This window comes from Methylobacterium sp. NFXW15 (genome assembly GCF_049887755.1).
Taxonomy (GTDB): domain Bacteria; phylum Pseudomonadota; class Alphaproteobacteria; order Rhizobiales; family Beijerinckiaceae; genus Methylobacterium.
The window spans coordinates 38,844-61,911 of record NZ_JAGEKG010000001.1 but is presented as its reverse complement, the minus strand read 5'-3'; the positions used below and the strand labels follow the sequence as shown (position 1 = coordinate 61,911).

The 23,068-nt window shown below is 71.8% G+C and carries 22 protein-coding genes; 18 read left to right on the top strand and 4 right to left on the bottom strand.

What is annotated here, in order from left to right; all coding sequences use genetic code 11:
• The first annotated feature begins 19 nt into the window (after window positions 1-19).
• The 9 genes from arsH (at window position 20) to J4O73_RS00245 (ending at window position 8,305) form a co-directional block, all read left to right on the top strand.
• Window positions 20-766, top strand: a complete 747-nt coding sequence (gene arsH, locus J4O73_RS00285; RefSeq protein WP_050735116.1) for an arsenical resistance protein ArsH — start codon at window positions 20-22, stop codon at window positions 764-766.
• A 35-nt stretch (window positions 767-801) separates the two neighbouring features.
• Window positions 802-1,107, top strand: coding sequence for a hypothetical protein (locus tag J4O73_RS00280; protein ID WP_124262909.1), 306 nt, complete (start codon window positions 802-804; stop codon window positions 1,105-1,107).
• A gap of 131 nt (window positions 1,108-1,238) precedes the next feature.
• Window positions 1,239-1,451 (top strand): heavy-metal-associated domain-containing protein, encoded by a 213-nt coding sequence (locus J4O73_RS00275; RefSeq protein WP_050735117.1) that lies wholly within the window; start codon window positions 1,239-1,241, stop codon window positions 1,449-1,451.
• Between the two features lie 94 nt (window positions 1,452-1,545).
• The gene (locus tag J4O73_RS00270) at window positions 1,546-2,022 is read left to right on the top strand and encodes a hypothetical protein (RefSeq protein WP_050735118.1); all 477 of its coding nucleotides are present in this window, start codon (window positions 1,546-1,548) and stop codon (window positions 2,020-2,022) included.
• Between the two features lie 371 nt (window positions 2,023-2,393).
• On the top strand, window positions 2,394-2,726 hold the full coding sequence (locus J4O73_RS00265) for a four-helix bundle copper-binding protein (protein WP_050735119.1): 333 nt from the start codon (window positions 2,394-2,396) through the stop codon (window positions 2,724-2,726).
• Window positions 2,723-3,280, top strand: coding sequence for a DUF305 domain-containing protein (locus tag J4O73_RS00260; RefSeq protein WP_426213974.1), 558 nt, complete (start codon window positions 2,723-2,725; stop codon window positions 3,278-3,280). Before J4O73_RS00265 ends, J4O73_RS00260 begins: the two co-directional genes overlap by 4 nt.
• Window positions 3,281-3,364: 84 nt before the next feature.
• Window positions 3,365-5,806, top strand: a complete 2,442-nt coding sequence (locus J4O73_RS00255; protein ID WP_050735120.1) for a heavy metal translocating P-type ATPase — start codon at window positions 3,365-3,367, stop codon at window positions 5,804-5,806.
• A gap of 8 nt (window positions 5,807-5,814) precedes the next feature.
• Window positions 5,815-6,549: a DUF4396 domain-containing protein gene (locus J4O73_RS00250; RefSeq protein WP_050735121.1), complete on the top strand. Its 735-nt coding sequence runs from the start codon at window positions 5,815-5,817 to the stop codon at window positions 6,547-6,549.
• 637 nt (window positions 6,550-7,186) lie between these two features.
• On the top strand, window positions 7,187-8,305 hold the full coding sequence (locus J4O73_RS00245) for a DNA-binding protein (protein ID WP_050735158.1): 1,119 nt from the start codon (window positions 7,187-7,189) through the stop codon (window positions 8,303-8,305).
• A 464-nt stretch (window positions 8,306-8,769) separates the two neighbouring features.
• Here the strand turns inward: J4O73_RS00245 and J4O73_RS00240 are convergent, their stop codons facing one another.
• From J4O73_RS00240 to J4O73_RS00225, 4 genes are all read right to left on the bottom strand, one after another.
• Complete coding sequence (locus J4O73_RS00240) at window positions 8,770-10,092, bottom strand: hypothetical protein (protein ID WP_050735159.1); 1,323 nt, start codon at window positions 10,090-10,092, stop codon at window positions 8,770-8,772.
• 188 nt (window positions 10,093-10,280) lie between these two features.
• Window positions 10,281-10,595, bottom strand: coding sequence for an ArsR/SmtB family transcription factor (locus J4O73_RS00235; RefSeq protein ID WP_050735123.1), 315 nt, complete (start codon window positions 10,593-10,595; stop codon window positions 10,281-10,283).
• A 627-nt stretch (window positions 10,596-11,222) separates the two neighbouring features.
• Window positions 11,223-11,555: a hypothetical protein gene (locus tag J4O73_RS00230; RefSeq protein WP_050735124.1), complete on the bottom strand. Its 333-nt coding sequence runs from the start codon at window positions 11,553-11,555 to the stop codon at window positions 11,223-11,225.
• 17 nt (window positions 11,556-11,572) lie between these two features.
• A complete protein-coding gene (locus J4O73_RS00225; RefSeq protein ID WP_050735125.1) occupies window positions 11,573-12,358 on the bottom strand; it encodes a hypothetical protein in 786 nt (261 codons plus the stop codon).
• Between the two features lie 758 nt (window positions 12,359-13,116).
• Between J4O73_RS00225 and J4O73_RS00220 the strand changes: the two genes are divergently transcribed.
• The 9 genes from J4O73_RS00220 to J4O73_RS00180 all read left to right on the top strand — a co-directional run bounded on the left by J4O73_RS00220 (window position 13,117) and on the right by J4O73_RS00180 (window position 23,043).
• Window positions 13,117-14,145, top strand: coding sequence for a hypothetical protein (locus J4O73_RS00220; RefSeq protein ID WP_007565570.1), 1,029 nt, complete (start codon window positions 13,117-13,119; stop codon window positions 14,143-14,145).
• An 89-nt stretch (window positions 14,146-14,234) separates the two neighbouring features.
• Window positions 14,235-14,666, top strand: coding sequence for a hypothetical protein (locus J4O73_RS00215; protein ID WP_050735126.1), 432 nt, complete (start codon window positions 14,235-14,237; stop codon window positions 14,664-14,666).
• 54 nt (window positions 14,667-14,720) lie between these two features.
• The gene (locus J4O73_RS00210) at window positions 14,721-15,512 is read left to right on the top strand and encodes a metallophosphoesterase (protein ID WP_050735127.1); all 792 of its coding nucleotides are present in this window, start codon (window positions 14,721-14,723) and stop codon (window positions 15,510-15,512) included.
• Between the two features lie 84 nt (window positions 15,513-15,596).
• The gene (locus J4O73_RS00205) at window positions 15,597-17,540 is read left to right on the top strand and encodes an AAA family ATPase (RefSeq protein WP_050735128.1); all 1,944 of its coding nucleotides are present in this window, start codon (window positions 15,597-15,599) and stop codon (window positions 17,538-17,540) included.
• Window positions 17,537-18,517 carry a hypothetical protein gene (locus tag J4O73_RS00200; RefSeq protein ID WP_050735129.1) on the top strand — a complete coding sequence of 327 codons (981 nt, stop codon included), beginning with the start codon at window positions 17,537-17,539 and terminating at the stop codon, window positions 18,515-18,517. Before J4O73_RS00205 ends, J4O73_RS00200 begins: the two co-directional genes overlap by 4 nt.
• A 23-nt stretch (window positions 18,518-18,540) precedes the next feature.
• Entirely contained in the window at window positions 18,541-19,461 is a 921-nt protein-coding gene (locus J4O73_RS00195) for a 3'-5' exonuclease (protein WP_050735130.1), read from the top strand.
• 503 nt (window positions 19,462-19,964) lie between these two features.
• Window positions 19,965-21,371, top strand: coding sequence for a hypothetical protein (locus J4O73_RS00190; protein WP_111473126.1), 1,407 nt, complete (start codon window positions 19,965-19,967; stop codon window positions 21,369-21,371).
• Between the two features lie 528 nt (window positions 21,372-21,899).
• Window positions 21,900-22,400 carry a hypothetical protein gene (locus tag J4O73_RS00185; RefSeq protein WP_050735132.1) on the top strand — a complete coding sequence of 167 codons (501 nt, stop codon included), beginning with the start codon at window positions 21,900-21,902 and terminating at the stop codon, window positions 22,398-22,400.
• Window positions 22,401-22,872: 472 nt separating this feature from the next.
• On the top strand, window positions 22,873-23,043 hold the full coding sequence (locus J4O73_RS00180) for a hypothetical protein (RefSeq protein ID WP_160320619.1): 171 nt from the start codon (window positions 22,873-22,875) through the stop codon (window positions 23,041-23,043).
• Window positions 23,044-23,068 lie beyond the last annotated feature (25 nt).

Genomic DNA, 23,068 nt, shown 5'->3' with positions numbered 1-23,068 from the left:
CGTACAAGAAAGACGTCCCTTGGACAAGCTCAGCCAGCCCTTCAAAGATGGCCTGCCGAACCTCAGCCAAGCGCATTTCGAGGTGCCGACCCGCGACAGCCTAGACGCGGCGGCGCCGTTCACCCATGCGCCCCGCTTCCTGATCCTCTACGGCTCGCTGCGGGAGCGCTCGTTCAGCCGCTGCCTCGCGTACGAGGCCGCCCGGCTCCTCGAAGCCATGGGCGGCGAGGTGCGGATCTTCCACGCGGACGGCCTGCCCCTGCCGGACGATGCGACCGCCGACCACTTAAAGGTGCAGGAGCTGCGCAATCTCTCGATCTGGTCCGAGGGCCAGGTGTGGGTCTCACCGGAGCGGCACGGTACCCTGACCGGCGTGATGAAAAGTCAGATCGACTGGCTGCCCTTGAGCGAGGGCAGCGTGCGGCCGACCCAGGGGCGCACCCTTGCCGTGATGCAGGTCTCCGGCGGCTCGCAGAGCTTCAACGCCGTGAACGCCTTGCGCGTGCTCGGCCGCTGGATGCGGATGATCACCATCCCGAATCAATCGTCCGTGCCGATGGCCTACAAGGAGTTTGACGACGCGGGCCGGATGAAGCCGGGGCCGCTCTACGAGCGGGTCGTGGACGTGTGCGAGGAGCTGGTGAAGTTCACGCTCCTGACCCGAGAGCGGGCCGACTACCTGGTGGACCGCTACAGCGAGCGGAAGGAGCGCGCGCCGGAGCGGCTGAGCGCGGTGGCCGCCGACATTGGCTTTGTGAAGCGCTGAGACCAGTCCCGGGAAACAACCCGAGGAGCATGCCGATGCTGACCCTTGAACGCCCGCACACGATGGCACCGGCCGCCGCCAGCGACATACCGCTGGGTGCCCTGCGCGCTGCCTGCGATACGCAGCCGGAGACGCCCATGGGTGTTCAGTCACGCCAGGCGGACGATCCAACGCGGCTGCCACGTCGCCGAGGTGAAGGCCGAACGGTTCGCCGCCCTCGAACGCGGCGCAAGCCCGGAAGCTTGATCGGATACCCTCATCCTCTCCGGGACGTGACCGAGGGCGACCGCACGCAAATGACCGTCGGCAAGTTCGCCGCGATCATCCGCACGGTGTCCTAACACGTCGGCCCCGACCTGGGCGCCCGCCCGAATCGACGCCATTCCCACCTGGCGGGAGGCATTCCGCGACCCTTGACCTTCCCACCATGGGAAGCCCCATCTGTGCGGGACGCCACCACAGGGAGAGCGTCATGTACCGCTACAAGGTCGACAGGATGGGTTGCGGAGGCTGCGCCAAGTCCGTGACCCGGGCCATCGCCGGCATCGAGCCGGGCGCCCTGGTCGAGGTGGACCTCGGGGCCAAGCTCGTGACCGTGTCCGGCGCGACCGGCCCTGCGGACCGCATTGCCGAGACCATAGTCGCCGCAGGCTTCCCCGCCGAGCCGCTGAGCCCGACGGCGTGAGTCGGGGGGACGAGCCGCAACCAAACCCGAATGCGCGCATTCACGTCCCAGGGACGACGCCGTCCCTACGTTTGGGCCGAGGTTGGCGACCGGCATGGGTTTCGACCGGCATATCGTGCGTCTGATGGCGGCGATGATCCTCGCGATCATCGCCCATGTCGCGCCGTCCGCCGTCCAGGCTCACGAGGGGCACGTCCACTGCGGCCACCGCGGTCGCATGGTCTCGGATGCCGCCACGGCGTCCCTTCCCGCGGCGAACCCGGGTCTCGACAAGGCGTCGGGCATCGCCGAGTTGGCGGTGACGCTGTTGACCGCGCCTCGCCTACGCGTGACCACCGGCAAGTCGACGGCATCCGTTCGGGCGGTCGATGCCGACCGATGCTGCTGCCCCGGCCCCTGCAAGCGACGCTGCTGTGGGACGACGGTGGGCGGCACATTCGGTGTTTTTGCCGGACCCGCATCACCCGCCATGCCCATGTTTCGGGCGGCCATGTTAATCCCGGATAATGTCGCCGGACGCGCGGGTATCGCTCCCGAGGCGCTGCGCAAGCCCCCACGAACCCTCGCGTGAGATGAGGCGCGCCCGAGGCGCGCGACGCCCGAGGTGCGACCGCAGTCGTGGCGTGCACCGACTATCCCGTGGCGAGGCCCATCTCTCATCTCGCGTTGATCCGGCGCCGCTGACGTAGGGTCCCTCTGCCGCTGTCTCAGCGGGATGCTCGCCCACGCTCAGCACAAGGTCGGCGACGCCTCGACGAGCCTCGCCGCCGCGTGCCCTCATTGCAGACCCGCGCCTAGACATACAGAAATATTATAGACAATAAATTGAACGTAATCCGACGAATATGGTTATGGATCTGATCGCAATTCAGCAAAAACGCAAATTACGTCTATGTATTTGCTGAACTTATGGCAGCACCCATCAACTTAAGGAGAACAAGGATGCACAAAATGTCTGGCGAGATGCAATCTTGCATCGACGAGTGCCTGCGCTGCTATCAAAGCTGCCTTGGCATGGCCTCCAACCACTGTCTCCCCGCCGGCGGCAAGCACGTCGAGCCGGAGCATTTTCGCCTGATGATGGCCTGCGCGGAAATATGCCGAACCTCGGCGCACTTCATGCTGATCGGCCTGCCCGAGCACACGCACACCTGTCGAGCCTGCGCCGAGGTCTGCGAGGCCTGCGCGCGGAGCTGTGAGGCGGTCGGCGACATGCAGGACTGCGTCGCGCAGTGCCGCCGGTGTGCCGAGACCTGCCGGAAAATGACCGCTTGAACCCTGACGGGGCGGCCGAGCCGGCCGTCCCGATTGATCAATTGGAGGAGATGATCATGAACGTTCGTACCCTGACACTCGCGATGACCCTGGCGCTGACCGGCATCGGCGCGGCCCTCGCCGCGGATAACGACCATGGCTCCAACGACCACGGCTCCATGCAGGCCCCGTCGTTCGAGCTGCCCGCAACCTGCAAGGCGGCGTCGGCCGGCAAGGAGTCCTCGATGAAGGACATGCAGGGCCACATGTCGATGGCGATGCAGGGCATGTCCGGTCAGGCGACCGACACCCAGAAGGGCCTGCAGCACGCCATGATGCAGATGAACGGCCCGATGATGGAAGGCATGATGGCCGGCGACCCCGACATCGCCTGGATCTGCGCGATGATCCCGCATCACATGGGCGCCATCGCCATGGCCCAGGTCGGCCTGAGGAACGGCGACAATCCCGAGGCTAAGAAGATCGCCGAGAAGAGCATCCAGGAACAGGAGAAGAGCATCAAGGAGCTCACTGCCTGGCTCGACAAGAACGCCCGTAAGGAAGGCAAGCAGTAAGCCTGAGAGAACCACTTGTCCGCGGCCCAAATCGCGTCCGCTCTCGCGGGCCGCGGAGATCGAAGTCGCGCGGAGGGACCGGTCATGAGCAATTCGTCGAAAACGCATCTCGCCCCGGCGGCCCGCGCCTGCTCCGAAGGACACGGGCATGACCACTCCGTCGCTTCCCATGCGCACGACCATGCCGGCATGGCCGCGGATGACGCGGGTGCGTCCCGCGTGAAGGACCCGGTCTGCGGGATGATGGTCGACCCGCACGCGACCGAGCACCGGGCCGAGCACGACGGGCATCCCTACTACTTCTGCTCGAACGGCTGCCGGACGAAGTTCGTGGCCGAGCCGGTCCGCTACCTCGACCCCGGCCAGTCCGCAGCCAAGTCCGACCCGGTGCCGGAAGGCTCGATCTACACCTGTCCGATGCACCCGGAGATCAGGCAGGTCGGCCCCGGGGCATGCCCGATCTGCGGCATGGGGCTTGAGCCGGCGATGGTCGGCGCCGACGACGGCCCCAGCGAGGAGCTCGTCGATATGACCCGCCGGTTCCGGGTCGGGCTGGTCCTGACCCTGCCGGTGTTCGTGCTGGAGATGGGCGGGCACCTCTTCGGCCTGACCGAACGGCTCGGGCAGCAGACCTCGAATTGGATCCAGTTCGCGCTCGCCACCCCGGTGGTGCTCTGGGCCGGCTGGCCCTTCTTCGTTCGGGCCTGGCACTCCGTCCTGTCTCGGAACCTGAACATGTTCACCCTGGTCGCCCTCGGGACGGGCACGGCCTACCTCTACAGCGTGGTGGCGACCCTTGCCCCGGGGCTGTTCCCGGAAGCGCTACGCGGGCACGGCGGGGCGGTGCCGGCCTACTTCGAGGCGGCGGCGGTGATCACCGTGCTCGTGCTGCTCGGACAGGTCCTGGAGCTTCGCGCCCGCGAGAGCACCGGCGGCGCGCTGCGGGCGCTCCTCGACCTCGCGCCGAAAACCGCCCGCCGCATCCGGCCCGACGGCGAGGACGAGGAGGTGCAGCTCGATGCCATCGCCATCGGCGACCGGCTGCGCGTGCGCCCCGGCGAGAAGGTCCCGGTCGACGGCGCGGTGGTGGAGGGCCGCAGCGCCGTCGACGAGAGCCTCGTGACGGGGGAATCGATGCCCGTCACCAAGGAGGTCGGCGGCGCGGTGATCGGCGGCAGCCTCAACCAGTCCGGCTCGCTCGTGGTCGAGGCGACCAGGGTCGGGCGCGACACCATGCTGGCGCGCATCGTCCAGATGGTGGCCGAGGCGCAGCGTTCGCGGGCCCCGATCCAGCGCCTCGCCGATCAAGTCGCGGGCTGGTTCGTGCCGGCGGTCATTGGCGTGGCGGCGCTGGCCTTCGCCGCCTGGATGGCGTTCGGGCCGGAGCCGCGCTTCACCTTCGCGCTCCTCGCCGCGGTGGCGGTGCTGATCATCGCCTGCCCGTGCGCGCTCGGTCTCGCGACGCCGATGTCGATCATGGTCGGCGTCGGTCGCGGCGCCGGGGCCGGGGTGCTCGTCAAGAATGCGGAGGCACTGGAGCGGATGGAGCGGGTCACGACTCTTGTGGTCGACAAGACCGGCACCCTGACCGAAGGCAAGCCGGCCGTGACGCGGGTCGTGGCGGCGGCCGGGTTCGACGAGGACACGCTCCTGCGCCTCGCGGCGAGCGTCGAGCGGGCGAGCGAGCACCCGCTCGCCCTGGCCATCGTGGCGGCCGCCGGGAAGCGCGGGATCGCGACCGGCCCCGTCGCGGATTTCGACAGCCCGACCGGGAAGGGCGCGCTCGGCACCGTTGAGGGCCGCCGCGTGGCGCTGGGCAACGCCGCCTTCCTGCAGGAGCAAGGGGTCGACGTATCGACCCATGCGACCGAAGCCGACGAACTCCGGCGTGACGGCGCGACGGCGATCTTCGCCGGCGTCGATGGCCGGGTGGCCGGCGTCATCGCCATCGCCGACCCGGTCAAGGCCACGACGGCCGAGGCGCTGGCGGCGCTTCGGGCCGAGGGCATCCGGGTGGTGATGCTGACCGGTGACAACCGCACCACCGCCGAGGCGGTGGCACGCCGGCTCGGCATCGAAGAGGTCGAGGCGGAGGTGTTGCCCGACCAGAAGGCTGCGGTGGTCGAGCGCCACAAGGCGGCCGGGCAGGTGGTCGCGATGGCCGGCGACGGCGTGAACGACGCCCCGGCGCTCGCGGCGGCGGATGTCGGCATCGCCATGGGCACCGGGACGGACGTCGCCATCGAGAGCGCCGGGTTGACCCTGCTGAAGGGCGATCTCCTCGGCATCGTGCGGGCACGGCGGCTGTCGCGGGCGGTGATGGGCAACATCCGCCAGAACCTGTTCTTCGCCTTCATCTACAACGCCGCGGGCGTGCCCGTGGCGGCGGGCATCCTCTACCCGTTCCTCGGCATCCTGCTCTCGCCGGTCATCGCCGCGGCCGCCATGGCGCTCTCCTCGGTGAGCGTCATTGGCAATGCCCTGCGCCTGCGGGCGGCCAACCTCGACCCTTCCTCGGCCCGCTAGGAGCGCGCATGTTCCCGACCTGGCTCCATGCCATCTCGATCGCCGCGCTGCTGCTCGGGGCGGCCTGCTCGCTGCTGCTGTCGGCGCAGGTGATCCGTCACCCGCAGCACATGACCGTGATGAACGTGGTCTGGCCGATCAGCGCCCTGTTCGGGACGGTGGTCGTGGTCTGGGCCTATTTCAGTTACGGCCGGCTCGCGACCATGGAGGCGCACCACGACGCGAAGGAGCGGGGCGAGAAGCCGCCGAACACGACGGGGATGCCCTTCCCGGTGATGGTCGGCAAGGGTGCGCTCCACTGCGGCAGCGGCTGCCTGCTGGGCGATGTCGCCGCCGAGTGGCTCGCCTTCGTGGTGCCGGCCGTCGCCGTCTGGTTCGGCTGGCACTCCCTCTTCGATGAGAAGATGTACGCGGTCTGGGTCCTGGATTTCGTGTTCGCGTACGCGCTCGGGATCGCGTTCCAGTATTACGCCATCGTGCCGATGCGCGGGCTATCCCCCGGCGAGGGTCTGGTGGCGGCCGTGAAGGCGGACACCGTCTCGCTGATCGCCTGGCAGGTCGGCATGTACGGCTTCATGGCGTTCGCCCAATTCTTCCTGTTCCCGCACTGGGCCGGCCAGCGCGCCCCGGTGAACTCGGTCGAGTTCTGGTTCGCCATGCAGGTCGCGATGGTGGCGGGATTCCTGACCAGCTACCCGGTGAACTGGTGGCTCGTCGGCTCCGGCATCAAGGAGCGGATGTAGGCCGGTCCGCGCCTATCGGCGGATCACGAGGAGCCAGAAGAGGACGGCGCACGCGTCCGCGAGCATGCAGATCCGGTATGCCGCCTCGTTCGGGGAAGGGCGCATGCCCGCCCCGGTTGCGGCGCGACAGCTCGGGCACCTCGTCGCGTCGGTGCGAACCGTCCGCCCGCAGCAACCGCACTTGGATAAGAGCATGGGCGCCCCTGCCGTCCCGTGCCGAGATCTCGCGGGCCGCCGCACCTCGGTGAGGCCCCTGCGTACGGGCCGACAGGATCACCTTCTGGTCGGCCGCGACGGTCCTGAATGGCTTCGTAGTGCGGCGAGGCAGGCCGACGAAGTACGTCTTCGGTGGTAGCGAGGTTTCCGGCGGCTCAAGGCGGGATGGCGGCTGCTGCCGCCGGCGGTTGGCACGCGACTCCGAGGCGTACGCATAACGGGTAACGTTATGCGTACGCGTTACACGATGGGGGCGTTCGCCGACCGGGCGTTCCTCAATCCGAAGGCCTCCCGCGGCCTATCTGTCCGGTCGCCTTCGGGTCCGGCTCGCGCTCGCGCCCACACCGAGCCTCCACGCGGACCGCGACCGTTTCTTCACCGCTCGCGGCGATGATACCGGTAACGGCTTGGGATGGCGGGCATGGTGACGGAGAACGGGGTCTGGACAGCCGCGGATCGGATACGGGCCAGGCCGGCACCGCCCGGTGGCACCAAGGAGCGGGTCTCGGTCCGCACGGTCCGGAGGGAGCTCGGCGGCGGGTCGTTCGGCGACATCGCTCGCGAGCTCAGGAAGTGGAAGGACAGGGAGGACTACCGGCCGGCCATCGAACGGGCGGACCTGCCGGAGGCGTTCGAGAGGCGGCTTACGGTGATCGGGCGGGAGCTGCTTGAGTTGGCCCGGGTCGAAGCGGCCCGGGCGGGTCTGGCGGACTTCGTCGGAGCCGAGGATTGCAGGGCCGCGGCGAGGGATCTGCTCGACGAGGCGCTGGACCGGGTCGATCTCTTGGAGGAGCGGGTCGCGGCGTTGCAGGTCGAGCTCGACCGGGTGCGGGCCGTCGGCACTCAGGCCGGCGGGGCCGCGCCGCCCGTTTCCGCCGCGGGAGAGGCGGACTCCCTCGCGCAGGGTCGCGCCGGGCCCGGGTTTGTCGATACCGCGCACGGGCTCAAGCTGGCGCGAGAGGCGAACGACTTCTGGGGGCAGGTGCGGGACGCGGTCGAAGCGGCGGTGCGCCAACGCGGCCCCATGGCGGTCCACCCGCTCCTGAGAGCGCTCCCGACCCGGCTCAAGCAGGAGGGCGAGCGGGCGGGTTTCCCGCTCACCGAGGCGTGGCTGCGCTATCACCTCCTGCGCCTGGTGCAGGACGGCAACGGGCTGACCCTCGTCGGCCATCGGTTCGGGCTGGCCGAGCCCGAGCCGGACGTCGCGGCGACGCCCGAGCCGCCACTCGCCGAGGCGGTCGCGGCGATGGGAAAGCGGCCGTTCTGGCGCTTGTTCATGCGGGAGGTCCACGCCCTTCTCGCCAGAGGCGGGGCACAGACGGCGGAAGGCATCCTCGGCGGCCTGGATCCTGAGTTGGTCGCGGCGACGGGGCGCTTCCAGAGGATCACGCCCCGGCTGCTCCGGTGGAAGCTGCGCCAGCGCATAGCGGAGCGGAGGCCGTTCGAGGAACTCCCGGACGAGCGCTTCGCCGCCCTCGTGGGCGAGGCTCCCTGGGACGGTGAGAGCCCGGCCGAGGCCCCGGCGGCGAGGGCCGGATGACGCCCGCGGCCGAGGCCCGCGGCGAGCGGGGCCACCGCGACGCGACAGCCGACTTATCCGACGCCCGCTCGAAGGCTACGCCGCGGGGTCCGGCCGCACCGGCGGAGTTCGTTGTCGTGGGGCCACCGGCATCCCGGCCGACGGCGGAACATCGGCCGCGCCGCGAACGTCTTCGGTGACCGTCGGGATCCGCGCGTGCGGTCCGGCGCCCTCGGAACCCGCGCCCGCGGCTGGACGCCCGATGACGACGGCGGCCACCCGTGACACGGTGCTCGCCCATCGCGCGATGGTCGGACGGCACCAGCGGATCGGGTCCAGGGCGTCGGCGTGGTGGTTGGTCGGTCCCTCGTCGAGGACGGCGCGATAGTGGCCGATGCGGTTGCGCGACCTCCGGACGCTCTCGGCCAGCCGCTGGAATGACGACCGAATCCCTCCGGCCGGCTTCGTCGCGCCGGTCACCGGGGTCAGCGCGGACGCCCGACGGGCTTAGCGATGGCGAGCACGCCCTTCAGGCCGCTCCCGAAGCGGGCGATCGTCTCCCGGTGCCCGCGCAGCTCGCTGTAGGGCAGGTAGCGCAGGTCGAGCTCGGCCACCCGCGAGAAGGCGGGCCGGGCGAACTGCGCGCGCACGTCCTCCTCGCGGTTGTCGGGCGCCACCAGGAAGAAGTTGCGCGCGGCCCCGCCCTCGACCCCGAGCGCCAGGTCGAGCATCCGCACGATGCCCGAGTAGATGCTCGTCGTGTGCTCGACCTCGAAGGCGGCCGCGACGTCGCCGTCCGCCTTGTCCAGCCAGATCACGTCGATGAGCCGGACCATCTCGGCCGACCCATTCGCCGTCAGCCGCCCGGGCAGGCGGTCGAGGCAGCCGTCGGACAGGCGGCCGGAGGCATAGGGGCGGTTGCCGTCGTTCGACGCGATCCAGACGTCGAAGCCGAGGGCGAGGCCGAGGTCGCGCAGCCAGCCCTGGACCTCGGTGTGGGTGTGGTCCGCCTCACGCGCGGCGAGCGCCGCCTTGGAGGCCGTGGCCGCGGCCTCCGCCCGCACTCGGTCGAGATCCTCGCGCCAGCGCGCCAGCGCGGCGGCCCCGTCGCGCTCCGGCAGCGGGTATCGCCCGGACCCGACGTCGAACAGGAAGCCCGCGATGGCGCCGTAATCGTTGGAGAGCAGGCCGCGATGGGCGGCGTTGAGGGCGACGATGCCCCGGCGCATGGCGAGGTACTCGTCCCACTTGCCGAGCTTCACATTGGCGCCGGCGATGGCGTTGTAGCCCTTCACGATGGCCGTGTTGAACGGGGGCACAAGTGTGGGGTGCAGGAAGTACAGCAGGTTCGCCGCGGCCGGACCCAGCCCCTTGATGCGTTGCCGGTCGAGGCCGTGGATGGCGGCCAGCACCCCGTCCTCTGCACTGCAGCACAGGCAGGCGTCGAGGAACCGGCCGAACGCAACCTGGTTGGCGCGGTCTTCGTAGATGTCGGGGATGCGCAGCTTAGGCTTCCAGAGGAATGCGTGGTCGGCGCCCTTGAAGACCTGGCGCTGCTCCGCGATGGAGTGGACCACCGTTTCCAAGGACGAGCCGCGATAGGCGTTGCCGAACGCGTCGGCCCGGATCTCGTCTATCACCGCCTGGAGGCCGCGCCGGATCGAGCGGAAGTTCTTGATGCGCTCCTCCCACAGGAACCAGGTCCGATAGGAGGCGCCGGGGTCCTCGCGCCAATGCCGGATCAGGTTGCCGATCCAGGCCTCGTCCGAGGGGCGGTGATCCGTCCCGGTCTCTTCCGTCAGGCGCATCGGCGCGGCATTCCCAAAATCCGGATTCGGGCCGGAGCATACCATCGCCGCCCCGATCGGCGCTGTCGTCGGCAAGTCTCAGCGGCGCGCCTCCGCCGGGCAAGGCCGCGCGGGCCCGGACGGGTCGCGGCGGTCGGAACGGCGCCGGTCGAGCGAAGGTTGCATGCCCGGTCGCGGACAACGGTCGATCAGGCCGACATCGACGCGGGACCGGCCGACCGCTCCCGATGCCCACCCTCATCGAGGAAGCCGATCAGGGCGTTCATCGCCGGATCGACCGCCCGGCAGACCAGTGTCGTGGCTTGGCGTTCCTGGGCGACCAGACCGGTCTGGATCAGACGGTGGAGATGATGGGAGAGCGTCGAGGCCGGGACATCGACGCGCCGCTGGAGGGCACCGACCGGCAGGCCGTCTCGGCCCGCCCGCGCGAGCGTACGGTACACCCTCAGGCGGGTCAGATTGCCGAGGGCCTCCAACTGTCGTGCCGCGAGTTCGAGCTCCATGGAAGCACCATGGAGACGCGGCACGGGGTGCGCAACCCTTATTTCTGTATATCTAGAACTATGGCCGCGGCATGGGCGTCCGACCGCGCGCGCCGACGCACGGAGGTTCCGCTCCCTCGTGACCGGCCGCTGCGTCCCTGCACGCTCGCCAGTCCCGCCCCATCAGCGCGGCGCGGTGCCGTGGGGCAGCGGATGCATCGGCACCGGCGCCGAGACCGGTCGCGAGGCGCGTGACAACGGTGACCGGCTCCATCCTCCGGCACGCCCGGCGGACCCGAACCACCTCCGGTGCCTCCGCCTGCCGGGGCGTCCGGCCGCGGCGCGGCATCCTCGATGCGGCGTCGCCTCGTCCCTCCCGGAGACAACCTGGGCGGCTCGACCGACCGCTCCCCGACCATGCCACAACCCCGTGTCCCGGCTTCCCGATCAAGCCGAAGGGTCGACGCCCGTAACGCGTCACGCATAACGATACCCGCTACGCGTTCGCCGAGACGCCGCGTCCGAGACGATTTCTGAGGCTCCGAAAGCCGGTCCTTCGCCGTGCGCCGGCTCCCGCTGCGACGCGGAAGCCGGTCCGTGCCGGCTCGCATCCCCCGGGCGCCCTCGCCGTGGGGCCCCGGGAAGCGGTCACGCGTCGTCCGGCTCGTCGCCGCGGTACGGCGACAGCCCGACGAGGACGCACGGGTCCAAGTCCCAGTCGTCGAAACCGGGGTCGAGCAGGCCGACACCGTCCGCCGACAAGGCGTAGAACGCCTCGTAGGGGTTCGCGTCCCGGTGCGGGGGCGCCGTCGGCGCCCGGTCGCGGGAGAGGTCGCCCTGTCCGATCCGGGCGCGGGAGAAGCCCGCCCCGGCGCGCGCCCGGCGGGCGCTTCCGGAGCGACCGGGACGAGCGGTCCCGGGCGAGGCGACGCGCGGCCGGGGCGCTGGCGAGAGGCGGTTCGGTTTCGTGCGGTTGATCATCGCTCTGGTCCTTTCCGTCAGGCGCGAAGGCGGGCGGGTTGCGTTGCGCGGAGGCGAGCGGTCGCCACCGGCGTCGGGCGGGCTTTGCGGATTCGGTCGCCCGCGGCCTCGGCGGTGCCGACGGGGGCGTCTCGGAGAACCGGGTCGGCCAGGGCGGCAGCGCAGTCGAGGAGCCGCTCGTGCAGGGCACGGTCCCGGGCCGGGGAAAGCGGCGACATGAGCGCGGCCAGGTCACCCGCCTCGAAGCGCTCGGCGTCCGGATCCGCCGAGACGGCGAGGAGGGTGGCGGCGAGCGCGACCGCCGCGTACCGCATGCCGCCGCCGAGATCTCCCGCGAGCAGCCGCATCTGTTCCAGCGGCGAGAGCCTCGGCAGCCGGAGGGGCAGGACGCGCGGGGCGATCCGCCAGGCCGGCTGGCCGAGCCCGCTGTCGCAGCGAAGGTGCCACGCCCCCGACGCGGTCGCGTGCAGGGCCTGGGCCGCGGTCAGCCGGCACGCCGTGGCCACGACGCGAAGGTGCCCGGGTTCGCCCGGACCGCCCTCGCGAAGCAGGTCCGTCGGCAGGACGGCGATCACGTCGCCTTCCGACCGTGCCGCCAGTCCCGACAGGACGGCCGCCGCGTCGCCGGGATCGGGGCGGAGCAGGTCGAACGAACCCGAGAGGCGTGCCAGGCCACAGGCCTGGGCGCCGTTGGCGCCGACGGCGACGACGGTGGGACGGGAGCCGGCGGCGGTCAGGCCGCCGGCCACCAACGCTGCGGCCAGGAGGCCGGTGCGGTCGTTGGAATGGATGGTCGCGATCACGGCGTCCTCCTTTGGGCCGATGCATCGAGGGAATCTTGCCATCTGTATTTCTGTAAGTCTAGAAATACAGAAATTACTGGTTATCGGATCCCTGGTCGCTCCCGGCGCACTGTCTATCGCGCGTCGCGCGGTCCCGCGCTCGTGCCGACCGCCGTCGGCGTCCCGCCCTCCTCGGGGCCGGGCCGCGGGCACGGCCCCTTGTCGCGTCCGTCAGCGCCCGCGAGATCCGCACCCGTCAATTCCTGAACTGCCTGAGGCGTGGTCCCCCCTTGCGACCCGGCCGCCGGCTCGTCCCGGCATCGGTGCTGACCGGGCGACCGTCGCGCCGAACCGGCGGTCACGGCGGTCGGTCAAGCCCGGCTCTCAGGGGCGCAGCGGGTCATCTGCGCGACGACGGCATGGGGCGTGGGGATCCAAGCACCGGCCGGCTTCGACCGCAGGTCGCCGCTCGGGTCGCCGGGCGCGGTCCGGACGTGTCACACGGGGCCCCGTGCCGGTCGCAGGAAGCGTACCTCCGGCACCGTCACGCCGGTCCACCTCGCGCGTATGCGTAAGTAATCCGAAGCGCCCAAGACTATATGCCACGACGCCGTTAACCATCCCGAAAATATGGCTCTTGATAATAGTCAGATTATGCTGTTCATTTCCGCTCTTTTGCCTTAAGATTCACGGATCAATCACAACGTGTCCGACGTCGCGCGCCCGGTGGCCATTCCACCGGGCGCGCCGGCGTCCGGATTCCGTCATGGAGATTGCCCTTGATCTCTGCCTTCTTCGGTTCCGCTGGCCGGACCCATGCCGCCTACGCCGCGCTCCTCCTCGCCGACGCCTATGGCGTTCTCGGCCGCCCCGTCACGCTCCTGCGCGTCAGGTTCCCCGAGGAGGCCCCGTTGCCGGGCCGGACGGTCACGGAGGAGGGCCTCACCGTCAGCGAGCGCGAGGCGCGCGACGCACGGGAGGCGGGAGAGATCGCGGCCGAGGCCGTGGGGCGGGACGACGATCTCGTCCTCGACCTGCCGGCGGCGTGCCTGGGGAACCTCGGGCTGAGGGCGCGCATCGACGCGCCGGTGCTGCCGGTGGGCCCGACCCCCTTCGAGGAGCATGCCGCGGCGTCGGCGCTCGCGGGCATGAACCCGTCGGAGGATTTCGGTCTGGACGTGGTCTCGCCGCCCTGGCTCCTCGGGTGCGGGCGCAGCGGCGGAGCCGCCGCTGCCGACGCGTTCGGCCGCGTCATGCGTGGGCACGAGGCGCTCGTGCCGGGTCGAGGCCGTGTCCGGACCCTGCCGACGGTCGTGCCGGCGTTCGGCCGCGGGGAGGCACAGCGCATCGCCGAAGGGGATCGCACGAGCCGCAGCCTCGGGGCCTCCGTCACGCTGCTCGCCGCCCTGCGCGCCGCCGCCGCGAACCCGCACGCCGCCGAGGTCGACCCCGCCGCGTTCGCCGCGAACCTCGGTGTCGACGTCGAACAGGCTCGGGCGCCGGACGAGCGCGAGGCCGGCGACCGGCTGCGCGACCTCGCCGACGAGCTCCAGGGGATCCGCGACCAGGTCAAGCCGACGCGGGAGGACCTGCACGGCGCCCCGCGCCTTGAGCGGTGGCGGGCCTCCACCCGGTCCGTGAGGGTGCTCACCGGCGAGGTCCACGGGCATCCGAACTTCCCCGACGGCCGCCGCATCACCACCAGCGATCTGTACGCCTCCGATGGCCGGCGCTGGGCGCGCACCCTGTCGAGGTACTTCGTCCTGGGCCAACCCGACACGGGCGCCGAGCGCCTCGACCGGCACTAGCCACCGCCATCCCGTCCGAACGAACCCCGCCCGCGCGCCTCGGCGCGCGGGAGCGGGTCCGTCTTGCCCGTCACGAGCCCGGAGGACGCATGCGCGCGAGCGACGATTCCCATCCCCGCGACCGGACCCTCCCGCGCCGCGAGCCGCCCGCGGGAAGCCATCCGCTCGCGCTCTGGCGCACGGCACGGCTTCCGGACATCGAGGCCTCCGCGATCCGGGAGGTCCGCCGAGCCCTCGCCGGCGGCGTCTGCCTGCATCATCGGTCCTGGCCCGCGGCCCGGAGGGGTGAGGCCGCGGCCGCCATCGCCGTCACGCTCGACCTCACGCGGCGCGCCGAACCGGACCCCGCCGTCGTGGACCTCGCGCTCTCGACGGTGCTCGTCGCCGCCTGGCGGGGCGATGCGGCGGCCCGCACCGTCCTCGCCCACGTCCTCGCCGGCCTACCGCCGGACGTGCGCGGCGGGCGTCCGGGCCGACCCGGAAGGCGGCGGGCCGGGCGCCGCCCCCCGCCTCGGCGGTGACCGCCGCCGCATCCCGAAGAGCGAGAAGTTCCCGAGAACCCCGGAGTCGATCACGTGCGGATCTGGATCTTCAGCGACTTGCATCGCGACCTGTCGGGGGCGCCGTGGACGCCCGGGCACATCCCCGAAGCCGACGTCGCCGTCGTCGCGGGCGACGTCGGCCAGGGTCTGGCGGACACCATCCTCTGGCTGGGCCAGGCCATCCGACCGATCATGCCGGTCGTAGTCGTGCCGGGAAACCATGAATTCTACGGCTCGGCCGTTGACGAGGAGCGCGCGCTCGGACGCCGGGCCGCGGAACGGCACGGCGTAACCCTGCTCGACGACGACACCGTCGAGATCGGCGGCGTCGCCTTCTCCGGCGGCACGCTCTGGACCGACTACGGCATCGACGGCGCGGGCAACCGCCGGCGGGCCATGGCGGCCGCGCAGGCCGGCCTCAACGATCACCGTTGCATCGCGACGACCCGCAACCCGGGCTGGCGCACATTCCGGCCGGGGGACGCGGCGGCCCTGCACGCCGCCAGCCGCGCCTTCCTGGAGCGCGCGCTGCTGGAGGTCGACCCGCCGGGCACGCGGGCGCGACCGCACGTCGTGGTCACGCACCACGCCCCCGCCCGTGCCTCGCTCGACCCGGGCTTCGCCGGCAGCGTGCTGAACCCGGCCTTCGCGAGCGACCTCGGCAGCCTCATCGCCGCCGGCCGCCCGGACCTCTGGCTTCACGGCCACGTCCACGCCCGCCGCGACCACCGGATCGGTCCGACCCGGATCCTGTGCAACCCCCTCGGCTACGACGGCGAGAACCCCGCCTTCGACCCGGCCTGCGTCGTCGAGGTGCCGTCGTAGGCCGTCGCCGGCGGATGCGTGCCGCGACCCGGGCCCGCCGTAACCCGGCCCCGGACCTCGACCCACCCTCGGAGCAAGGCGACCATGCCCCACCTGACATTCCTGCGCGACGACCTGAACGAGGCGGAGACCGGGGACGTCGCCGCCGACGAGCGCCGTCCCGCGACCGAGACGCTCGCGGCCTTCGCGCTCGAAGCGGCGCTCTCGCCCGCCCAGCGCCGCCGCATCGCCGCCGACCCCGCCTTCGCCCTCGTCGTCCAGGTTCCGGCCGCAGACTGGGTCGAGCCGGTCCGCGAGGCGTGCGGGCGCCTGGCGGCGTGGGGTTACGTGGCGGCGCGCACCGGCGCTTCGAGAAGCGAGGACCGTGCGGACCGCGGAAACGACCGGGTGGCGGACCGGCTCGCCCGCGGCGACCGGGTGCTCGGCGTCTCGCAATCGCCCGCGCGCTACCTGCCTTCGGCCCTCGTCGCCGCGGCGGACCTGCACGTGCGGCTCCCGGGCGCGACCGACGCCGTGATCGCGCGGGTCGTCCGGGCCGCCACGGGGCGGCGTCCGACCCTGCCGCCCGGGATCGCGCGCGGGCTGGACTTCTTCGAGATCGCCGCCGCGGTGCGCGGGACGACGGCGCGGGCCTGCGTCGCGCGCCTCGCCGCGGCGGCGCGCTCGAAGGCCACCGCGGATCCCGCCGTCGGGTCGGCGCCCGATTTCGCGACCCTGGTCGGCTTCGGCGATGCCCACGCCTGGGGCACGCGCCTCATCGACGAGATCGCGACCTGGCGCGCCTCCGGCGGCGCGCCCGCGTTCCAGCGGCTCGACAGGCACGTCGCCCTCAGCTCCGCCCCGGGACTAGGAAAATCATCTTTCGTCCGCTCGCTCGCGAAGGCCGCGGGCCTGCCGCTGGTCGCGACCTCGGTCGGCGCCTGGTTCACCGGATCCGACGGACATCTGGGTGGCGTGCTCCGCGCATGGGATGCCGCGTACACGCACGCGTGCGCTCTGGCGCCGAGTATTTTATTCCTAGATGAAGCTGACAGTATTCCTAATAGGGCCACGATGGACAACCACGCACGCGAGTGGTGGACCCCCTTGTGCACGAGCATTTTGCTCGGTTTCGATGCGCTCAACGCGCCCGGCGCCCCCGAGGTGTGCATCATCGCGGCGACGAACCACGGCGATAGGCTCGATCCCGCCTTGATCAGGCCCGGACGGCTGGGCCGGGTGATCGAGATCAAGCCGCCCTCGGCCGCCGACCTGGCGGTCATCTTCCGGCAACACCTCGACGACGGCGAGGTGCCCGACATGGACCTCGCGCCGCTCGGCGCGCTTGCGCTCGGCGCCAGCGGCGCCCAGGTCGCCGGGTGGGTGTCCGAGGCCCGTGCCGCCGCGCGCGCCGCCGGACGGCCGATGCGCCCGGAGGACCTGCTCGGCCGCGTCGCGCCGCCGGATCAAGGGAGCCCGGCGGACCGACGTCGGAGCGCGTACCACGAGGCGGGGCACGCCGTGGCGTTCGAGCGGATCGGCGCCCGCGTCGCCCAGGTCGACCTGGTCCCGCGCCGGGATTCGCTCGGCGCGACCTCCGTGGCGACCCGCCTCGGCCAGTCCCCGACCCGCGCGGAGATCGAGGGCCTCGCGGTCGCGCTCCTGTGCGGACGGGCCGCCGAGATCCTGTTCCTCGGGGAGCCGAGCGCCGGGGCGGGCGGCGATAGCCGCTCGGACCTCGCGCGCGTGACGACCCTGCTCGCCGGCAACCACGCCTCGCTCGGCCTCGGCGACCGGTTGGCGTATCGCGGCGCCCCCCACGAAGTGGCGGTCGCGCTGTCGCTCGACCCCACCCTTCTCGGGGCGGTCGAGCGCGACCTCGACCGGCTGAGCGGCGAGGCCTTGGCCGTCATGGAGGCGAACCGCACCGCCGTGGCGGCCGTCGCCGAGCTGCTGATCGCGCGGCGCCTGGTCTCGGGCGACGCGCTCCGGGCGCTGATCGCCGAGGCGGACCAACACCGCGCCGCGCAGGACGGAGGACAGCCGTGACGCTCCACGTTCCCGATCCGGTGGCCCGGGCCGAGGTGCATGCACCGGCACCGACGGAAGGCCCGTCCGCCGTGCCGGCCGCCCCCGGGGCGCGGTCCGCCCCGCCGAAGCCCGTCCCGTTCCGTCTATGGACCCTGTCCGACCTGAGGATTGACCGGGCGCCGCACGTGCTGCCGGACCCGCTGCCGGACTTCGACGCCTTGCTCGTCCCGGGCGGGATCGCGCCCGGCCTGTGCCGGTCCGTGCGCTGGCTTGCGGACGCGCTCGGCGGCCGCCAGGGTCGGCGGCCGGTCGTCCTCGTCCCGGGACCGGCGGAGTACCTCGACGGCGAACCCGTGGGCGAGGCGCTCGCCGAGGCCGTGCCGCTTGGGGCGGCGCTGGGCATCACCGTGCTCCACGACGGCGCCGTTCGCCTCGGCGATCCGCTCCGGCCCGGCCTGATCATCCTGGGGGCGACGCTCTGGACCGACTTCGCCCTGGACGGCGTCGAGAACGCCCGGACCGCCCGCGCGCACGCCCGCAGCCGCTGGACGGTGTCTGACAAGGCGGCGAGCGCACCCGGGGTGCCCTTCTTCCCGCACGACGCGGCCGGCGCGCATGCACGCTCGCGGGCGTTCATCGAGGATGGGCTCAACGCCGTCGCCGTCGGTGCCGGCCTGTATGGCCATATGCCGAACCCGGTCCTGCGTGACATCGGCCCGGGCGACCGCGCCGCGGTCGTCACCGCCTTCGCCCCGTCCCGGTCCTGCCTGCCGCCAGCCCTGGCGAGGCCCGTGCTCGACCCGTGGCGGGTCTGCTGGCACGCCTCCGCCCTGGACCCCGTGATGGAGGGGTGGGGCGCCCCGGCCGTCTGGATCCACGGGAACGTGCCGCAGGCCTGCGACCTGCGGCTCGGGCGCACGCGCGTCGTGAGCAACCCCTACGACCCGGACGACCCGACGAACGGGTTCGACGCCAGCCGCACGATCCTGGTCTGACAGCCGCCCCGGAGAACCGCCCCATGCACCAGACCCGCTCCCCGTCGCCCCGGCTTCGGCTCCCCTCCATGTCCGACGCGAGCGCACCCGCGGCCGGCGCGCGCTCCGCCGTCCGCCACGACCGTCGGCCGGCGGCGGAAACCGGCGTCGATGCGGACGCGCTCCTCGTCGTCGATATCGAGACCGTGCCGGACGAAACCCTGATGCCGCCGCCCGAGGTGTGGGCCAGGGACAGGTTTCCGAAATGCGCGTGGCACGCCGTGGTCGCCGTCAGCTTCGTGCAGGCGGAGATCCTGCGCGACGGCGATACGGGACTGGAGGAATATCGGGTCACCGCCTGCAGGAGCGGCGGCGAGGCGGGCTGGGACGAGGCCCGCATCCTGCGCGGCTTCTGGCGGCATTTCGCCTCCGGCAGGTTCCGGCTCGTCACCTGGAACGGCCGCGGCTTCGACATGCCGACGCTGCTCCACCGCACGATGCTCCACGGCATCTCGGCGGAAGCCTGGTTCCGGCGCGGCACGCGCTGGTCAAGCTACGGCAACCGGTACGGCGGCGCCCACGTCGACGTCATGGACGAGATGTCCGGGTTCGGGTGCGCCAGCCGGCTCACCCTGGAGGAGGCCGCCGCGCTGGTCGGCATGCCGGGCAAACTCGGCGAGCACGGGTCGCTGGTGGCCGACATGGTCGCAGCCGGACAGATCGAGCGCGTCCGGGCGTATTGCGAGACCGACACGATGACGACCTTCGGCATCTACGTCCGCCATGCGTATCTCGCCGGGCGGACCGACGCCGCGGCCCACGACAGGGCGATCGCGGGCCTCCAGGATTACCTGGAGCTGGAGCGGACCCGCAGACCGCATCTCGGCGCCTACCTCGACGCCTGGCGACGCCTGTCCGACACGCGGCCGGCGTTCGTCGTCGACAGGGACCGCCGGGGCGGATGACCCTCGCCCTCGGGTCCCGGCCCCGTCTCCCGAGGGCGCGGGGCGCGGCACCCGGATCGGGCTCGGGGCCCCGGTCCGAATCGCCGCGTCTCGGGCCCGGGCCGCGCGGCGTCGCCGGCACAACGGACCGGCCGGCGGCGCCCGCGCCCGGACCGGTGACGCCCACCGCGAGCGCCGTCGTGCGACGGATGCCGAAGCGGCGCGCCGCGGTCCGGCGCCCCGTGCATTCGCGCCGGGCCGCCTGAGGCGGCCCGGTCCCCGAGAACCCCTGGATGTCGAGGCGGGACATGGCGGAACGCGCGAGCGGAACTTCACCGGGCTTGCCGTCGGGAACGTCGCGGCCGACGGCGGCGCGGCGGCACGTCCCGGCAGGGTCGGGGAGGGCGTTTGTGCCTTGCCGCGCGCCTCGCACAATGGGCTGTGCGCCCGATTCCCGGGCGCCGTCCAAGGACAGGACCGACCCGGCCCGGCCTCCGCGCACAATCCCGGTGCGAGGCCGTGCCGTGCGCCTCGACCGGACGCCCGCGCGCCTGGGGCACCGTCCGGCCATGCATCCCGACCCCGACTTCCCGCTTTCCCCCGCCGACGTCCGCCCGATGCGGGCGGACGTGCACGAACTCGCGCGGGCGCGGCAGGCCATCTCCGCCCTTGCCCATCCCGACACGCGGCCCATCGTCGACACGGCCATGGGCACCCTGCATGCGGCGCTTTCCGGGGGCGGTCTCCAGGTCTCCAAGATCCCCGGGCTGCAGAGCGCCATCCGCAAACACGTCAGGCAGGCCTGGATGGACGGCATCGTCGCCCCCCTAGCCCGGTCGCGCCATCCGGCCGACCGCGCCGTGCTCGACGCGATCCCGAAGGATTTCGCCCTGAGGGCCCACGCCGAGGTGCTGGCCGCCCTGGAACGGATCGCCCGTTGGGTCCCCGAGGATGCCGACGGCACGCGGGCGCACCTCGGGCGGGCCTTCGAGTACCTGCGGATGCTGCCGCTCATCCTACAGGCCCTCGCCGATCTCGAAGGCCTCGCGCCGGGCGCCACACGAACGGGCCGCCCCGCATCCGGACCCGGTTCGTCGGCCCTCGCCGACGCCGCCGCACTGGTCCAGCGCCGGCTCAAGGCGGCGCTGTCGCCGGGCCTTCCATCCTTGATCGGCGACCTGGCCGACCTGGTTCACCGCGGCCCCGCGGCCGCGGCCGACGTCCCCGCGCTGCGCTGGACGGCCGCCGCGCTCCTCGCGCCGCCCGCGCGCGGCACACGGACATCGGACTGGGGCGGTCCGCAATGGCGCCGGAGCCTCGCCGGCGCGCTCTCCCGCGACCTGATCGACGAGGCGCTCGCGCCGGCCGCAGTACGACTGCTGCGCCGGCATGCCGGCCTGGAGATCGGGGACGCCCGCTATGCCCGGGGCGAGAGACACGGAGGCCGGCTGGACCTCGCCCTGTCCCGCGCCGGCGTCAGGCTGCTCCTGGCGGTCCGCTTCGACGTCGCCGCCGGGCGGTTCGAGCAATCATCCGCGGTCGTCTCGTCGGACGGCGCGCCGACGACGCTCGCGCCCGAAGACGCCGATGCGCTCCTCGATGCGTCCATCCCCGACGAGCTCAACACGCCCGCACATCGCGCGATGCGTCGCCTCTCGCGGCTGGACGGCGCATCACTCCTCCCCATGCATGTCAACGGGACCGGCGAGCTCCAGGTCGCTCCTGAGGCGGTTCGGACGCAGGATGCCGGGTTGCTGGAGGAGCTTGTCCGCACCGCCGACGAGGAGGGAAGCGCCGTGAGGTTCGACCCGGTCCGCGACCTCGTGCTGGCGTCCGGCCTGGTCGAGATCGGCTTCGAGTGGCACGACGGGCCGGCCGGTCGGTGCCTGATCCGCGCCCCGGCCCAACCCACCGGTCGGCCAGGCCCGTGACGACCAGGTCCGGGACGGCCGGGTCGCCGGCCGGATCGGGGGCCCTGTCGACGGCAATGCCGCTCGGCCAATGCGAGGGTCGCGCTACCCGCCGACCCGCGGGGGCCAGCTCGATGAAATGCGGCATACGCCTTCGTCTCGGCGCCGATGCTGATCAGAATACGGAGACCGACATTTGTTACGGCGGCCTGTGCTCGAATGAATGCTTCGTCGATTTGAAGATCCACGAACGCGGACGTCGCGTTTGCGGGTGTCCTAGGGTACGTCGACGGCCGCCCGCCGTTGGAGACAAGCGACACTCGGCCGGAGGATGACCCGGGGACGGGACGGACAAGGTTGGCCGGGGGCGCGACCCGGTTTTATTCAGCCACTCAACCGGGTCGACCGGGTCAGCTTCCGTTTACCACGTCCGGTGGACCTGGGCGAAAGAACTTGCGGCTGGGCGGGCACCCGGTCTATGGTCCGATCATCAGGTCGCGGAGCTCCTCCGGACCTGGATGCGGACCTGGACCTGGTCGGGGGTGCCGAATGGATGTGATCACCCAGATGTGCCAGGAGCGCGACCGGGCCCGGCAAGCCGCCGCGGACAGGACGCGGCAGCTTCAGGAGCTCATGTTGGAACACGTGAGCGCCATCGCGGCGGAGACCGCCAAGGCGGCCCGCCTCGACCAGATGATCGCGACCCTGCAGCAAGGGGCGGCATACGCCCCGGAACCGGCCCAGGCGGCCGACCAGGCCGAGACGAAAGCGGAGGCCCGGCCGGCGCCGGACGACGAGCCGGTACCGGACGAGGCCGAACGGATGCCGGCGCCGAAAGTCTCCGGCCTGGTCGCCCAGGTCATCGTCGACGCTCTCGCGAAGGCTGGCGCCAAGGGGTTGTCGGGGACTGAAGTCAACGACGCGGTCCGGGACGCCGGCTACACGCTCGATGCCTCGGAGAAAAATAAGACCCGTCTTAAGAATAAAAACCTCGTTTACCATGATCGGAAGGCACAACATTGGTATCTGAAAGATCCAACGAAGGCCTGAGCGTCATAAGATCAGTCTAGATCCAACAACTCATCAATTATCGAGGAGAATTTCGATGCGCAACCGATATCGCGCAGCCCTCCGCGCGCGCTCCCGCGACCCTCCGGGCCAGGCAGTGATCGTCGAGGCAAAATAAAAGCGCACGGCCCGATCCGGGCCGCACGCTTTGAGCTTGCCCGCTACGCAGCCGAAAGGCTGTAGCGGGTAAGGTCCGGCACGCCGGACGAGAGCTTGAGCCCTCTCGACCACGTCACCGCCGGACCTCGTGATCACGACCGCCGCATACCAAACCGGCCAACCACCGGGACAAGGCCGACATTCGAGACCGATGACGTATGCCAGCTCTCGCCTGCGAAAGCAAGCGGGCTGCGCTCCGCCTCCTCGGGATCCGCCGGCCCAAGCCGGCCGCGCCCGGACCGTCCCCGCGACGGATCCGGACCGGCCCCGCGCGACCCCATCCGAGGAGAGCACCATGAACGAGCCGTACCGCGTCGAGACCCTCACGGCCGACTTCCAGCCGCCCCTCGCCCCCCTGATCGACCGGGCCTTCGATGCCTGGGACGGGGACGTCGCCGCGCTGCTCGGCGTCCCGCGGGGGACGTTCGAGCCGGAGACCGAGGCCAGCGAGCCCACCGAGTTCTGAGCCGCCGCCGAAGCCCCGGCCTCCG